At 51.1% G+C, this 16,709-nt stretch carries 6 protein-coding genes; all 6 read right to left on the minus strand.

Annotation, left to right across the window (positions count from 1 at the left end; genetic code table 11):
- Window positions 1–136: 136 nt before the first annotated feature.
- The 6 genes from EXN75_RS14050 to EXN75_RS14075 all read right to left on the minus strand — a co-directional run bounded on the left by EXN75_RS14050 (window position 137) and on the right by EXN75_RS14075 (window position 16,567).
- Window positions 137–9,286, minus strand: a complete 9,150-nt coding sequence (locus tag EXN75_RS14050; RefSeq protein WP_246031414.1) for a SpvB/TcaC N-terminal domain-containing protein — start codon at window positions 9,284–9,286, stop codon at window positions 137–139.
- Between the two features lie 33 nt (window positions 9,287–9,319).
- Entirely contained in the window at window positions 9,320–11,080 is a 1,761-nt protein-coding gene (locus tag EXN75_RS14055; RefSeq protein ID WP_246031415.1) for a T9SS type A sorting domain-containing protein, read from the minus strand.
- Between the two features lie 2 nt (window positions 11,081–11,082).
- The gene (locus EXN75_RS14060) at window positions 11,083–11,982 is read right to left on the minus strand and encodes a hypothetical protein (protein ID WP_246031416.1); all 900 of its coding nucleotides are present in this window, start codon (window positions 11,980–11,982) and stop codon (window positions 11,083–11,085) included.
- Between the two features lie 239 nt (window positions 11,983–12,221).
- Window positions 12,222–12,947, minus strand: a complete 726-nt coding sequence (locus EXN75_RS14065) for an outer membrane beta-barrel protein (protein ID WP_134844281.1) — start codon at window positions 12,945–12,947, stop codon at window positions 12,222–12,224.
- A gap of 645 nt (window positions 12,948–13,592) precedes the next feature.
- Complete coding sequence (locus EXN75_RS14070; RefSeq protein ID WP_134844282.1) at window positions 13,593–14,789, minus strand: SAM domain-containing protein; 1,197 nt, start codon at window positions 14,787–14,789, stop codon at window positions 13,593–13,595.
- A gap of 164 nt (window positions 14,790–14,953) precedes the next feature.
- Window positions 14,954–16,567 carry a SusF/SusE family outer membrane protein gene (locus EXN75_RS14075; protein ID WP_134844283.1) on the minus strand — a complete coding sequence of 538 codons (1,614 nt, stop codon included), beginning with the start codon at window positions 16,565–16,567 and terminating at the stop codon, window positions 14,954–14,956.
- Window positions 16,568–16,709 lie beyond the last annotated feature (142 nt).

Consider the following 16,709-nt stretch of genomic DNA (forward strand, 5'->3'; position numbering starts at 1 on the left):
AAGAATATTCCATTGCTTGTACTTTTACTTTGTGACCCTAAGGATATCAGTAAAAGTAAGCTTTTGTTTAAAATGCACCAAAAAAGAACTATAGCCACAATTAGCCAATAATATTTTTTTAAAGATTTTTTCATAATTATCTCTTTGACTTGAAAAGTATAGCGCTAGATATATTTAAATTCGGAAGGTTGACAGAACTATCTATAATCGGTCCTTTTGTTCTTTTTAAAAGGTTATTCCAAAATGATTTCCCTTGCGAATCTATCGGACTTCTATGGCGTGTCGCAAAATCAGAATCATTTGATTTTTCTCTAATATGATAGTCTGCATTTTGTATATCTCCAGGAGAACTCACAAAAGGAGTTTTATTTATGACCCAATCATCTGAATTTTGATAATCTACGGTTTTTACGTTTGGGGATGCATTGGTTGTAATATCTGCAGCTTGAAAAGGGTTAATATGTACAATTTCTTCTACACTATACCCATGACCTATAAGATAACTTGCAATACCTTCAGCAAATGCTGCTCCCATACTATGAGTTACAAATTTGAATGTTTCTCCTTGTTTTAAACCAGATACTATTTTTTTTATATTATCTTCGGCATATCTGTAACCAGCGCTAATACGGCTTTTTGCACTTGATAAAGGTTTATAATCTTTATCTGTAAAAAAGATTTCTTTATCATTCCAGTATTTTATGGCACCTTGGACAAATGGAGACTTTCTTCCATTCCAGTATTGTTCTCCTGCAGGAGGTGAACCAAAGCCTATTTTCCCATTTACAAAGACAATTTTATTTCCATCAGGATCAATAAACTTTATCGGTTTACCAACACAGTAAACATATCCACTAATGCTTGGATATTTCTCTGTAAAAGCATCCACTCCATACCACAGTGATGACACAGGATTCATATACCTCGCCCCATAATAATACAGTCCCGTTTCCTCATCGAATTCCTTACCATTGAACTTATATGGCATATCCTCAGATGAAGTATGTTCATCTACAAGCAACTCTCCGTATGGCAGGTAGGCATCGAACTGGGTGATATTGGCCTTAGCATCTGTAATATAAGAGGTGCTGCCCAGGTGATCAGAGTGATAGAAGAAGATGTCCTCGGTGTTGGTAGTATCCGTAGGGATATAGCCATATCCCGGCTGGGCATTGTCAGGACTCTCCGGTTCACTCCATTGGATAGGAGGACCAGGAACATCACCTTTGCCGTTGAACTTCGGATGCTGTATCCAGCCTTCTGGAACGCTGTGGTCACCCAGGTCTGTAATGATGCTGTTGTAACCAATACCTGTATTATCTGGATCTGCAGTTGCACCCTTCATCGTCGGCACTCCCGGCGGTGTGCCGAGCTGTTTGTAATACTCCTCACGCTGCTTTTCTATCTGCATCATGCGGGCGGCATAGTCTTTCTGACCTGCCGTAACGTTGTTGCCGCCAATGCCATAGACATTGCTGAACCTGCCTGTACCAATCTTGGAGGCAATACGCTTGCTGCCAATGAAGTAGTGCTTGGTGAAGCGGTTCTTCGTGACAGTGATGATCGGAGCGGGATAAATGGTGTAATCCTCCGTCTCATGGAAGGAGATTCCCTGCGGAGCACCATTGATATATACACCCTCCAGATCACCGTGGCTCTTGACGATTCGCTCGCCTGCGGCATTGTAGGTATAACGGCTGGTCTTGCCGTTGTCAGACAGTACCATCAGTCTGTTGTCCTCATCCCAGTACATCCTGCGCTCGGTATTGAGGCTGTCATTCTCCACCAATATCGGATTGCCGTTGGCATCATAGGTGTAATGGTCGTGGCCGACCTGCGTAGGGGCAGTAGGATGGCTGTCGTCCTCATACCTGTATGTGAAGTCGTAAGACTGTGCCGTTCTTGTGGAATCCACCTTCTGCACCTTGGTAAGCGGCTCGCTCATGCGTCCGAAGGTCATCGCCATCTCATACGATGCACTCTTTGCCTTGCCGCTTGCCGTTATCAGACGGTTCAGTTCGTCATAGACATAGGTATGGCTGAAGGCACCGCCAAGCTGGGACTTGCCGCCAGCCTTCGCAGGGTCTATGGCATTGGTGATGCCCAGGATGTTGTCCGCGGCATCATATCGGTACTTATTGGTCATGACCGCCGCACCGGCAGCCGCGAGGTTCATCTCCTGCAGGCGTTCACGCTGTCTGTCATAGGTATAGGTGGTCTCCGTTCCGTTGCCCAGGCGGGTATAGACGGTATGTCCTTCCTTGTCATAACCCACCTCTTCCACGATGGTTTCTTCCTTTCCCTGTCTTTCTGACCTGATGCTCTCCACCTGTCCTGCGGCATTGTAGCCGTAGGTCACGACCTCTCCGTCTGGATAAGTCATGGTACGCACACGGTTCCAGCTGTCGTAGGTGGCCCCATATACATAGGTACGCACGTCGGCAGTGCTGACCATCACCGAGCGCACGGTCTTTACGACCTCTCCCTGGTTGCCGTAATAATATGCCTCACCTCCCGATGCATCCTCCACGAGCACGAGTCTGCCGGCACGGTTGTACTTCTCTCCCGGCTTGCCGTAGGTATAGGTGACGCGGTTGAAGAGGTTCTTCGGATAGAGAACCTCGCTCAGCCTTTCATAATCGTAGGTGTAAGTGACGGGAGCCTTGTCAGAAATGCTCTTCTTGAGTTCCGCCGTGAGCTTCGTCAGGAAATTGCCAGCCGCATCGTAAGTGTAGCTGACTTCACCTGCATCAGGGTGGTTTACCTTGAGCTTATGTCCCAAAAGGTCGTATTCGTAGGTTGTGACCTTGTCATTGGGATGATGAACGGTGGTTACTTGTCCCACGGCGTCGTAGTCGTATTTCACGGTGATATTGTCGCCCGAGGCGTGTTGTACCGTTTCTCGATTACGTCCTTTCTCGTCAGTATAGCTCTCGGCATGGCGTCCGAGGGCATCGGTCACCTTTGTTTCAAGCATCGGCTCGCCGTCATGAGAAACGATACTGTATGCCGTCGTCTTGGTTGCCCCATCGGGCAGTGCAACCTTTGTCGTGCGGTCGTAGACGTCGTATTCGGTGGTTGCCTGCGGGTCGCCCATGGTGGTGTTGTACGTACCGATGCTTCCGAAATCCTCCGTTACCGGATAGTATGTCTCTATGGTACGTCCGAAGGCATCCCGTACGGTTCGCCCGCTTACAATGGATACCTTCCGGCATTTTCCGTCCGTCCATACCACGCCTGTCTGTTTAGTCTGCACGGCGCGCATCAGACTGTCGGCGAAAGTATAAATTTCGATGTCGCCCTCGGGTGCGTAATGCACCGTACGGGTATAACGACCAGCAGGATGATACTCGAACTTAATGGTATAGGGCTTGCCTGCGGCAATCTCCTTCGGACCGAGAATCGTGCTTTGGCGTCCCATGTCGTCGTAGGTATAGCGCATCTTATTGCCGTTGAGGTCGGAAGTCTCTAAGGGCACTGCCCACTTGTAGTCGTAGACGGTGGAAGAGGTGTAACCATAAGCATCTTTTACGCTTGTCACCAATGCATGGAGCACGTCATCGTAAGTGTAGTCGTAGCGCATGCGCTGTCCCCTATGGTTCTCGGGCTTGGTGAGACTTGCAAGATTACCATAGGCATCGTAGGTCATATCGTAGACCGACGGTTTATCGCCGTTGTGCATGGTGATGTTGGTGATGTCACCATTGCCGTTGATTTGCGTAGAACGTTCGCGGTAAACCTTTCCTCCTTTATCCTTTACGGCGATGTGCTTGGGTACGGAGACGATATATTTTGCCTGCAAGTCATGATAGGCAATATCGGCATCTAATTCATAGTTCGTTGCCGTTTCCTTGTAGGAGGCAAGGTTACCGTATGCATCATAGGTATTGTGCACGGTGGTGCTCATGCTGCCCTGTCCGCTGTTGCCGTAAATGCTCTGCTTTACGGCAACAAGTGCCGGGAAGAATACCTCCGTGTCAGCCTGCTGTCTGAGCTCGTAGGTATTCTCCGTTCCCTGCAGCCTGCTACCTGCTGCATCGTAGAGCGTCTCTGCAGTGACGAGGTCGTGCATGTAGAAGTGGCGGTTGTGTCCGTACTCCGCTACCTGTTTGCGGTAAACGGCATTGCCGTTCTGCGTGTCTATCTGCTTGGTAGTAACTTTCTCAAAACCGTAGAAGTCACGTTCTCGGCGGTCGCGATAGCCACCTTCATACTCAAACTCGTTGCGCATCTTGGTGGCTCCGTTCTCGGCATAGCCACCCGTGGTCTCCACGGATGCCATCACCCAACGGCGACCGGGCATGTTATAGCTTGGTTCTGTCTGCTTGTATTCTACGACAACATGTCCGCCGAAAGGCAGGGTAACGCCTTTGAGCAGGTTGGTACGTCCCGTTAGGTTACGGCGCACCTTCATGCTGTTTTCACTGTCGCTGTAAACGAGATCTGGCAAGCCGTCGCCGTCTATATCCATCAAAGCCGCAGTCGTGCGATTGATGCTTTCGCTATGTGACCCTTGTATGCTCGGTGTAATATTGATGCCGAAGCCGAACGGCAGCGGTATGCGGATGGTATAGGCCGTGCTGGCGTATGTGGCCACGGAAGAGCCCAGGTCGGCGGAAATCTCCGATTTCTTATGCAACTGCTCAGGTGCGGCAAAGCCGCTGCCCGTATTCTGTGTAACCTTCAGGTCGCCGTTTCCGTCCTGCTCTACAAAGTCTGGCAGTCCGTCGCCGTTGATATCATGGAAAGCACCCTTGCCGGAAGTGAGGCTACCCGTATCGTTCTGACCTGCTGATATGTTGAAGAGGCCGAGGACGGATACGCATACACCCAGTCCGTCACCGTAGTTGCTGTTGGAGCTCCGTTCCACGTCATTGATTCCCGACGGCATGGTCTCCGTGAAGGAATATCCCAGATTGTAGCGCACCTGTCCCCTGCAGACCATGTCTGGCAGTCCGTCTCCGTTGATGTCCTGCCAGCTGCGTACGGTCTCCGACGTGCCGCTTGAGAAATTTCCGCTGGCACTGCAGGCGCCCTCCGAGACGTTTCCGCTGAAGCTTGCTCCTTCTGCATTCTTTTCCAGCCTTCTCGTCTGCTGCAGGCTTGCCATGCTCCTGGCGAAGGAAGCCTTCGCCTGCTTGAGCTGAGCACCTAATTTGGAAAGGCTGTAGCTGTCGGGATCCATGCTGAGTCCGGCATCCCCGCCTATGTTTTCCGATTTGCCGCTGGATGCGGGTGATTCCACATCGTATTGCAGCCCGTCACCGGGTATTCCGGTCTGCCCTGTAAGCTGGGCCCTGACGCTGCCGTTCTCATCACGTATCCAGTCCGGATATCCGTCACCGTTGAGATCCATGACGGACACCGTTGTATAGGAATCCTGTCTGGTGCTGCTCCTGTTCACTCCGATGCTGGCTCCCATGGAGAATCCCAGGGAGTAGGTCTTTCCCGTGCTTTTCGATTCGGTCATCAGTACGGGTGCGGAAAGTCCCTCTCCATGTGTGCAGTAGCTGATGGAGTCAATGGTTATTTCATCCTCACCCAGTCTCGATGCACGCATCATCGTACCTTCCGTATAGACACTATCAGTGGCGCTGACATACTTTCCCGTCTCGGGACTGTATGCCATCGTAAAGAATTTCTGCCTGCTGATGTCGAGCGTATTTCTCTCGACGGCTTCCTCGTCGATTTTCCCGTCCCTGATGTATTCATTATGGTCAGGTACTCTCATCTCGGCAATTCTGACAGGCTCCTCTCTTTCATTGCTGTTCCATGCGAACTGGCCCCATCCCCTGTAGAGCATTCCGCAGTCGAAGCGGTTGAAGCTGGAGAATACGGATGCGGGAACGGTTCCGACAGGTACTGCCCGGCGACCGGTCTCCAGTTTCCTTCCGTCTGCACCTGTCTCGTAGAGTATGGAGTCGCGGAGGATGTGCAGCCGGGCGACCGGAGCGTTGTCCAGTTCATTGGATACGGAAAAGCTCACCTGTATTTTCCTTGCCGAAAGTCGCGGGATGAGGAAGTCGCCGTCCACGGCGGTACTGTCCCCCCAGAGGCGGTTGTTGCCTGCCATCGTATAATCCCTGCGGTAAAGCAGCGTGCCCGTCTCGTCCTTCAGTGTAAGGTGGACGGTGGCAGGTTCTGTGTCCCTGACCGAGGAGCGGACGGTCTGGAACTCGGGAACAAGAACCAGCCTGTTTCCCCAGACGGAGTCACGGGTAGCGAAGTGAATGAGCGTATCCCTTGCCGCAGCGATGTTCTTGTTGAACATCAGGCGCTGCGGGGCAAGCGTGTATCTGGTGGTGTCGCTGTGGAACACGGGATTCCAGCTGATGTGCTGCCAGTTGACGGGACTGTTTGTCCTGATGATGAAGTTCACCGTGGCACTGTCTGCAGCCTGAGAACGGAATTCGCCCATGAAATTTCCTGCAAGCACGGTGTCGGCAGGCAGGAAGAGGCTTCCTACTTCCGTCTGCTTGCCGGTCTTGTCCGTCCTTACTACAGAGAGGGTGAGGTCATCGCCCGTCTTCTGCTTGCTGAAGCTGCCTTCATAGGATACCGTTCCGTCCACGGCAAGCGGTGCTGCGGACATCTCGCCGGCGATGTGGTCCGAGGAACAGCGGTAATGTCTCAAATCCTCTCCGGCATAGGTGTCTGCCGCAATGGAAGTGTAGATGATGTCCGGATCCCATTCGACCGCATCCCCCGTACCTGAATATCTGGCATTCACGCGGAAGAGCAGGAAGTCGCCCGGTCTGACGGTAAGTTCTTTTTCCGGTACCGTGACGCTGCCGGATTGCAGGAGCGTGTCTTTCCACAGTACGTTGTCATTGTGCTGCATGCTCAGGCTGACACCGTCACCCAGGTCTGACGGCTTGCTGACCGTAGAGGTCACTTTCACAGTTCCTGCGTATGGGGCACGCCACAGACGCACGGCATCGTGCAGCGGGAATTCCCGTTCCAGGGAATCCCTGATGGCATCATAGTCGGGCAGGAATGCGGAATCTATGCCCTCCGCATTTCCCGTGATGGGATTTCCCGTATTGCTGCTCGTGCTGCTGAAGCTTACATCCCTGCCGTTTGTATGGTTGAAATATACCGTACCGTTGCAGGCGATGTCTATCAGCCCGTCGGCATTGAAATCCTGGAAATAGGTCTTGTTCTTGCTCTGGTCGGTGGTCTTGCTTACGGCGTAGCCGGCACTTGCCGGGCCGAAGCCTGCAGCCACGTTCGCATTCCTTGTGTTGCTGGTGGTTGTTCCTCCGGTGAAACTGCTGATGCCCCTGATGACCATCTTCTCTCCGAAAGACGGATGGCTGAGGTCCCTGTTCTGGTTCAGCCTGTAATACAGTTTCCCGTCTGCACCTTTCCAGACCTTGTCTGGCATGCCGTCTCCGTTGATGTCAACGAGGGCAATGCGTCCTTCGTTGTCCGACTTGGAATAGGAGTAGGAACCTCCTGCATTGACCGATGCCGGTCCCCAGCCGGCTCCGACCATGACTCCGCCGCCCACGGTGTTTCCCCTGGCAGAGCCGCCGCCGAGAAGCGACATGCTCTCGTCAAGGTTTCCGATGTGGTAGCTGACAAGTCTGCCGCAGTCGTCCTTCTCTGCCGTATAGACTTCGGGGGTATCGGAGAAGATACCCTGCGCAATGTCGTTGTAGTAGCTGAAGCCCTGTGCCGCCACGCGCCTGTCCCTGCTGTCTTTCTGCACGATGCTGTCAAGAAGGGTCTTGGAGAAGGCGCCTTCCCTGTAATGGAACGCATAGGCACGCAGCTGTTCCCCGTCATACATCACTTCCACGCGTTCGAGCAGGGCATCGTCTGTCTGCAGTATGCCCAGGCGCCCGTTTCTGACGGCATCCTTGCGTCCGGTTGCTGCATATGTGAACCTGACGCTGTAGGGACCTTCCTCATCCCTGTATCCCGTATAGCGGTAGATGTCGGGGTAGAGGTTGTTCCCTTTCTTGATATACCTGTAGGATATGGTGTTGCCGTGGGCGTCCTGAGTTCTGCAGAGCGCCCAGCGCAGGATGTTCCCTCGGGCATCTTTCAGCACGGCACCTTCATCCACCACGCCGTCCCTGCCGCCGAAGAAGGATACCGTTCCGTCCTTGGAGGTTACTTCCCAGGTATAGTTCTGCGGGGAATCACCCCTGCGGATGATCCTGGCGAAACCGCCCTCGGTGAGCGGGCGGAAATGCCTGTCCTTCGTTCTTGCCGGTGCATCGGCCGTGCGGTAGGTGCGACCGTTGAGTCTGCTGCCCATGAACAGGTAGCTCTCGCTTTCCCTTTCCCTGTCAAAGCGTGGCACGCCCCATCGGGTCTCGATGTCAATGCTCTGCAGGGGAAGATTCCAGCCGTAGCCGGCATAGGAGGAACTGCCGTCGCTACTGTACTGCAGGCTGACACCGGGCTGCATGCCGGCTCTTCCGGCTGGCAGTTCAAACGGATAGCCCAGTGATGCAGTTCCGCTCTGGTTGGCGGATGGAACGCTCACGGCCGTAATGCCGGCACCGGGGTCGGCTGCCTTGAGTTCGCTGATACCCGTTGGCACATAGTTCTGGGTCTCGGGATTCTCGGGCACCCTGATGATGCCGTTGATGACGTCGGTGAAATGCGATGTCTCGGCCACGACCAGTTCCCTGTCCTTGTCCAGAGCCTTGTGCCGCAGCATTACCCACCTGTCTTTCAGTCCGTCATAATAATAGGTATGGATATCCTCGGCTGTATATCCCTGTGGTATGAGGGTACTGTCATAGGGTACGGTGATGCTCGCCAGCGAATGTACGAAGTGCTCTCCGTGCGGCAGGAAGCGGTAGCCGGCGATACTGTTCTTCCGGCTGGCAGAAATGGTAGGATTACTCCTGTCTGCCGTCACGTTCACCATGCCTGCAGGCAGGTGGGGAAGTTCGCCCTTGCGCAGCGGTGTAATGCTCAGGATTCTGGCATGGTCCATACTGCCCCGGGGAACCCTGAGTTCCGCACGTCCTACAGACAGGGAGTCTGCTTCCATACCGGTGAAGTACTTGCTTACCGTACGTTTCCGGAAATTCTGTAGATCCGCCGCTGCATTTTTCCCGGCGGTCTGTTCCGGTCGGATGCCCCTCTCCCCGGTAGGGAGAATGGTGTCTCCGGCTGTCTTCTTTATGAGGCTGTCTTCAGCAGAATACTCTCTGCTGTCCTGGATGCGGTTGCCGGAGATTCCCTTACTGCCGTCATTGCAGGATGCAAGCAGCAGGATGATTCCTGAAACCACAACGGATAGGAATATGTTTCTTTTCATGTTCTTCTACTTTGATATAGTGGTTGGTTCCGTTTATTTTCTGACGAGTCTGATGCTCTTCCTGCTGGTCCCGCTCTTCATCTCAAGAATATAGATGCCGTCCAGGGGCAAATATAAGCGGGTGGCATGATAGGTGTCTGCCGAGCGTTTTTGCGTCTGCATCAGGGCACCGTCCGGTGAATAAAGACGCAGTTCCAGCGGGAATGATCCGGACATCTCCACACGTACGGAGACGTCGCCGTCTTCTGTCGGATTGGGAGAAACGTCATAACGTGAGAAGATGTCTCCTGCTGCCGTAGATACGTCAAGCGTGCGGATTGTGGTACATCCCTCGCCGTCGGTCAGTTCGAGGAGGTATCTTCCGTCCCCGTCAAGCGTGACGCTCTCTCCGCTCAGGTATCTGCCCTCTGGAGTCTTCCAGCGGCAGGTGTAGCTACCTTGCGTTTCAAGATGATACTCACGTGAAGCACCTTTGGAGAACTGGACATCCTGGAGCTCCGGCATGTCTGCCATGTCGGCATTGGATACCATGATCTCGCTGGAGAGGGTCTTGCCGTTACGGTCCCTGGCAGTGAGGACGTACAGCCCCTGCTGCAGGTCTTTGACGGTGAGAATGCTGTCTTCGGTGGAAAGGCTGCTGATGATAGTCCCGTCAAGGCTGACCGTGACACGGTATGGTGCACTGCCGCCTGTCAGGAGCATCCTGAGCCGTCCCCTTTCTGCCGTGGAGCAGCAGGGACGTTCCGTTTCAACGGTCGCAAAGAAGTCTTTGGCGATGCGTAATGTGAAGATGCTTTCTCCGGCAGCGGCTGCTATACCGTCAAAGACGATGCTGTCGGCATGGCTGTCCCTGGCCCTGTAATAACGTATCTGTCCTACAGGAAATCTGCCCGTTCCGCTCTCATCTACGGCGAGGTAGTATTCCTCACCTGTTTCGAGCGGCTTGAGACTGCGGATGCATCGGGTATCGAAAGTAAGGGCAAGAGGTTCCGTCTGGCTGCCCACCATTGAAGCTGCCCACCGCCGCTGCATCCATTTTCCGTTACCTTTGTCTGCAGCAAAGGAAAGTAGCCTTGCATCATCGCCCCAGAGAAAGCTCGTACCTTCGCTGACGGACCGGGTGGATACCCTGATGACGGCTTCCTCCTCGCTGCTTTCACCTGTAGTCTGGTCAAGCTTCGAGACTGCATCGCCGATGATACCCGCAATGCGGTGGTTGTATGCCCTGAGCCTGTAGTGGTTGCGGATGATTTCACCTCTGGAGTTGAAGTATGAGTGGGCAAGGGTGATGCCGTGGCGCAGGGCAAGGGCACTTTCCACTCGCATGCGTTCGGTGGTGGTGAGGGCACGGTCATAGACGGCATATTCCACCATGCCGTCCCTGAGGTTTCTGACAGGAAGTTTCTCTCCGGTCATTTTACCGATACTGAGCGTTCCCTGCGTTCCGTCGGCAGAAGAGCAGCTGTAGGAATACAGGCGCAGCCGCGGTAGCGTGTCACGTCCCGTATAGTTCATGAAAGTTCCTCTGGCAAGGTTGGCGGAGCGTGCCGTGGTCTGTACACGACCGGTCTTGCCGGAACGTGTGCTGACATTCCAGAGCAGCTGCTCGCTCCCCTGCTGTATCCTGCCTACACCGACAAAGGTCATTCCGCCGGTACCGGAAAGCTGTACTGTTCCGTTATCCTTGCCAGTTGCCCATTTTACGGGACCGGCTACGCCGCCAGGAGACTGTGCCTGGACGGCGGCGGAAAACAGAAAGAGAATTACTGTTATATTGAATACTGTATGTTTCATCGTCATTTCTTTTTGTTCAGGAGTATGGTATAGCCGACTGTCAGCTGGAGCAGGTGACTGTTGTTCGTAGCTCTGTGATAGCCGTAGGGGTTCTCTTCCGTCCTGATGAGATTCCCGGCGCCGTAGCAGTATTGGAGGCTGGCTTCGATTCCGTTTCTGAAGGATGAATATCCTATTTTCAGCAGGGGCATGAAGTGAGGGCGTGCCCGGAGTGATTCTCTTAGATGTTCCCGGGTGAGTCCGTCTGCCGGTGCAAATTCTGCAGCACGGTTGCTGGAAAAGTCAATGCCGCCCGGATTAATGGGAATGCCCACACCGACACCGGCACCCATGTAGAAATCGCTCAGCAGGTAAAGACGTACTGAAGCCTGGGGCAAGATGAAATGATAGCGGAAGGCGGTTTTCTCGTCGGTTCCGTCAATTTCCTTATGTTCCTTCAGGGTGGATGACAGGCATGTGTAGTCTGCAGCCAGCTCTATGCCCAGACGGTCGCTTCGCCAGAGGGCGAAGACACCCATCGCAGGAACTAACGAACCGCTCTCTTCCATGGTGTTGCGTGGACGGAAGGAACCGTCTTCAATAAGGGCTGCGAGATTTCCGATGGAACTGTATCCGATACCGGCGCGCATGCCGATACGCAGCTGGTAATAACGCTTGCGATGGAAGATGAGTCCCTGTTCTGGGGAGCGGCTGGTTTCAGCCGGATCCATGGCGGTTTCTACAAAACCTGGTTCTTTGGAAGGCAGCACTTCGAGGCTATCCTGCACAGGAACCTCTTCTTTCTTTACTTCAACAGCTGCTTCTTGGGTAGGAAGAGGAATATGGGTGGCTGTCACCTTCTTTCCTGATTGTTTTCCTGCTGCCTTTTTCCATACTATGGGGAAGACGGCAGATGAATCCATTCTGGCGGACTCATGTGGGGGTGAAACACGGCTTGTTGCCGGTGGTGGCGGTTGCGGCGACGGCACTTCTTTCCTGTCTTGCCCGCAAAGCCGCAGGCTGAGAATGATGATGATAATGACAAGGAATGCACCTGTGCCGCGGATGACATTGCGTTGGTTAGAATTCATCATGGGCTCTTATATATATTAAAATGTGTATGTGTGTTGGACAGATTAGTCAGACCATAGACTTTCTGTTCTTATTTGATTTTGATCATATAACCCACAGTCAGTTCAATCTGCTGGTTGTGGTTGTCCTGTTCCACCCAGTTGTAGGTGTTGGTTTCTGTCTTGATGCTGTTGGTCAGACTGTAGTGGTAGCGCAGATCGACCGTCATGCCAAAAGGGAATTCATAGCCGATACCGCCACCCAGGGCAGCATCAGGACGGCCTTTCAGTTTATCCCTAAGCAGCCGCTCGGTCTCTTTCACGCCCGGATAGCCCAGCGCTGAAAACTTTTCGTCTTCCTGATTTCCCGTATAGGAGAGATTGTCGGGAGAGAGGTTGGCACCTATTCTTCCGCCCAGAGAAACATGCAGGGAATTCCTGCCCCTGAAAGGATAGAGGTTCAGATAGGCGGCAAGTCCCAGATGATGGTAACGGGTGGAAAGCGTGTAGTTCAACTCGTTCCTGTCTTCGTAACGCACCCTGGCTGTCTTGTTGTAATAGGTGATGCCTGCTTCCACGCCGCAGAGACTTCCCGGCTCTCTGTAAAGGAAAAACAGTTCAGCACTTGGTACGAAAAGCCCTTTGTTGTCGAACGAATAGTTGGAATAATAATTTTCACTCACCAGTATCCTGTCTATATGGTTGTTGATACTGTAGCCGCCTCCCAGACGGATGCCGGCATTGAAGGAGTTCTCCTGGGCACTCAGTGAAAGACAGCAAGTGGACAAAAGAACGGTTAACTTAATTCCTGTATTCATAAATCTGAATTTATTATTTAATTTCATCCTGAAATTAAAGTTCCTCATTATTCTGTGACTCCCGTCAAATATGTTGGCAGCAGAAACAATGGGGCACTTTTAGGGTTAATCGAAACTTGTATTTGGCTTTACATGTCTCAATTAAACTCATTATTACTTTTACTGACAGAAGATTACTTAGAGCCTTGCCGAAGTATGCGTTGCCCTGTGTAGTCCTGCCTGCTATACGAAGTAGGATCATTCTTCCTTTTTCCATATTTGTGGGAGCAAAGGTAATGATTTTTGAGTAAACTGCCCAAAAAATATATCATTTTTATATAAATCTTTGTGCAAATTGTGCAAAAAGCAAATATATTCTGCATTTTCTTACGGAAAGCGGTTAATTTAGTACTTTATTGTGGGGTTGGCTATATAACCTTTTGCTAATGCCAATTGCCGGTTGGATAGATATACAGCCAAGCATTAAAAATGAATGAAGAAACGCTTCGTTAGAGAGTATATATATGTGCTCACTTTGAGGAATTGCTTTCACATCGGAGGGTGCGTCATGGAATTATGACACACCCTCTTTTTCATCTTAACTTTAAAATCTCGCAATATTGTAATTTATTAGTATTTATCTCATAGACCTATCATCTTCATACATTAATCATTTCTTGCATTTATCGGAGCCTCAGCTACGGCAACCGGCGCTTTCTTACCTTTGTTCAGCATGGCTGCCCAATTAAAGTTGCGCTTGAGACCCGAAATTGTTTCGATAGTCATAATCAGAACTGAGACGAAACAGAAAATAAGCACACCCGCTATCATCAAACCAAACTTGATACCCAAAATGACGATATTGACCGGATTACCCTCATTCCTCGTTTCCACTCTACCACTGGTATAATGATATTCAACGATACTATCCGGCAGAAGCGACATCAGCAAACCACTACCGAAGAAGAAACTTGCCACGGCAAAACCGATTTTCTGAAGCGTACGCATGAAACCATGCTGACGGCGATGAGCAGAAATCACATATCCTCGCGGATAACCTGAAATGATATAGAGTGGTATCAGGATAATCAGATAAATCATCCAGCCAGTCTTCGTAGAAGCAGAATCATTAATATCATCCACTAACCCCTGAGTGTCCTTGAGCGCCATTTTCTGGATTTCATCGAAATCCATATCAGCGACTTCATCAAACTCGTCCTGGTATTTTTCCATCTTTTCTTCGCATTCTGCCATGCGCTTTTTATAACTCTCAATATTCTTATCCAGTTTAGCCGTATCAGCACTATGCTTTGCCGTCTTCATACCCTCCCTATAAGACTCCGCATTCCTCTTCAAGTCATGAAGTTTCATCAACTTATAAGCATTTGCAGACTGAACGCGACGTTCATAAAGCTGATAACTGAGTTCCGAACTTGCATCGAGTTTATCATAAGTAATCGTGGTATCAGCCTTTTTCCAGTTTTCCACAAGAGTCACATCCTTGGCATATTTCTGAGCATCCTCCTTATCCTGATTGCCAAAATACCAGAAGATGCAAGCAGCGATAATCGAACCGAATATCAAAGACCACTTCCACGTACGATGTTTGCTATAGGAATATGAGATAATCTCGCGCAAATCAGACACACGCTCACGGAAGAAAGAGTCAGAAGGATCATCAGCCTTTCGCACAGCCTCATCCACCAGATCCTTCATCTTATCCGTCTCCTCTTTTGATACAGGATAAACATTATCCCAGTCAGTACTTCCCTTTTCCATGTCCTTAGCCTTGACATGTGAGGAAGTAAACAAAGCCTGGTCCAAACATTCCCAAGCTGCTAAATTTTTCTGTTCGTCCATCATTACTTTTACGGTTTTAGTTATTAATGAATGAGTCCACTTGAAAAAGTAATTTTTGAGAAATTCTTCAAATGTAATCATCTGATAATCAAATGGCGTTTTGTAGGATAAAAAACCAAAAATGACTTTTTAAAGTGGACTCAGTAAATAATTACCTTTCTGTTTTTTTACTTTATTACCTTTTTACCTTTAACAACATACACTCCCTTCTGCGGCTCCACGTAGCCGAGGAATCGTCCGTTGAGGTCGTAGTAGTAGTTCTTGGTGGCAGGAGCGGCTGTGGTGGCGGTGATGCCTGTTGCGCCCTTGGCAGAGATGCGTATCACGCCATTGCCTTTTGTGAGGTCCACCTTTATGTTGTAGGTGCCTGGCTCGCCAGAGAAGAGCCATGCGCCGGGCGAAAAGTCAGGCTCCATGGCAGGAATATCGCTGTCAAGATCGGCGGGGTCGCCGTCGGTGTAGGGAGAGAGACGTTTGGCGTTGACAAAGTCCCAATCTGCGCCGAGACGCTTTAACACGATGAAGTGAAGATTGCCCACTTCGCCCACGAATGTGATTTCGCCCTCATAGATGCCAGGCTCGTTGGTGGCAGGAATCACGTCTGCAGGGATGTTGGTGAACCAATTGCCGTTGCAGCCGAGAGTGTAGAGCTCTTTCGGGTAGCCTATTGGATATGACGCGTCGTTGCCGTGGAGCGTCAGACGGTTGTTGACAAGGTCTAATGTAACGCATGCGGTGAGTGGGTTATCTGTCGATGCTCCGATGATGAAGTCAGACACCTCGCCCTTCTTGATGCCTACGGTGAGGTTCGGTTCCACGTCAACAGTTGGTGCGACAGCACCGATGCGCTTGGCTTTAATCTCGTCCCAGCCATCATATGTAGAGGCGAGAGCGGTAGAGATGGTAAACTTGTTGCCATAGAAAGTCACATAGCCAGTGTAGATGCCTTCCACATCGTCCCATGTAAGCTCTGCGCCCTGATCGGCGAAGTTGCTACCGTTGGCACCGATGAGGTAGACATGGTCTGGATATTCGGGCACATAGGTGTCGCTGTGGAGGTTCATGGTCATGGTGCGGAGATCTACAGTCACGTCGTAGGTGCCTGGTGTGGCGATGTGGAATGACTGCTCTGTGAGCGTCATGGCCTTGTCGCGGTTGATAACCACCTTACCGCCACCGTAGCGGTAGGGCAGTATGGCTTCGTAGTCGTTGGGGTCGGTACCGAGCTGGCTAAGAATGTTGAAGTAGCATGAGGTGAACTCTACCGTTGCCTTATACACACCGTCCGTCTCAGTCTTTGGCAGTGTGGCAGATGCAAGTGTGGGATCGAAGACACCGTCGCTGCCCCATACATACAGCTTGTCGGGAAAGTCACCGAGCAAGGTGACGGTCAGGGTGTTGAAGTCGATGCGCATACGATAGGTTGTACCGGCGACTGGCACTTTGAAAGATGCGTCCCTACCCTTTACCATAGTCATAGGCTCATTAATAACGAGCATGGCGTCGAATACTGAAGGGGCGAAGCGGTTTTTGTTAAACTCTGTCCAATCGTCATCGCCAGTTGTCAGATGTTGGGTGACGGTGAAATACTGCGCACCGTTAACGAAGGTGACATCACCCTCATACACTCCTGTAGTGGCGGTCTCTGCCAGTTCTGCCGCAGCAGTGTTGGTTTTCCACTCATTGTCGCTGCCGACAATGTAGCACTGTGCGCTGGCAGCAACTGTTGCCAGCACTGTCAGCAATGCTGACATGATGATTCTGTGTAAATTTTTCTTCATAGGGCTTTAATCTTAATTCCGCAACATTATTATAAATTAATTTGGTGCAAAGTTAGGAAAAACAGGACTAACCATGCGTTCAAACCGTAAAACTTATCGCTCATTACGTATAAAGAGCACCCAAACCATCAAAAAAAAGTGC

Origin of the sequence: Segatella hominis, assembly GCF_004535825.1 — a bacterium.
Lineage (GTDB): Bacteria > Bacteroidota > Bacteroidia > Bacteroidales > Bacteroidaceae > Prevotella > Prevotella hominis.

What these genes read in the sequence shown, in the direction of transcription:
- EXN75_RS14050 (WP_246031414.1), bottom strand. Translation starts at nt 9,286, where the DNA reads ATGAAAAGAAACATATTCCTATCCGTTGTGGTTTCAGGAATCATCCTG.
- EXN75_RS14055 (WP_246031415.1), bottom strand. Translation starts at nt 11,080, where the DNA reads ATGAAACATACAGTATTCAATATAACAGTAATTCTCTTTCTGTTTTCC.
- EXN75_RS14060 (WP_246031416.1), bottom strand. Translation starts at nt 11,982, where the DNA reads ATGGATTCATCTGCCGTCTTCCCCATAGTATGGAAAAAGGCAGCAGGA.
- EXN75_RS14065 (WP_134844281.1), bottom strand. Translation starts at nt 12,947, where the DNA reads ATGAATACAGGAATTAAGTTAACCGTTCTTTTGTCCACTTGCTGTCTT.
- EXN75_RS14070 (WP_134844282.1), bottom strand. Translation starts at nt 14,789, where the DNA reads ATGATGGACGAACAGAAAAATTTAGCAGCTTGGGAATGTTTGGACCAG.
- EXN75_RS14075 (WP_134844283.1), bottom strand. Translation starts at nt 16,567, where the DNA reads ATGAAGAAAAATTTACACAGAATCATCATGTCAGCATTGCTGACAGTG.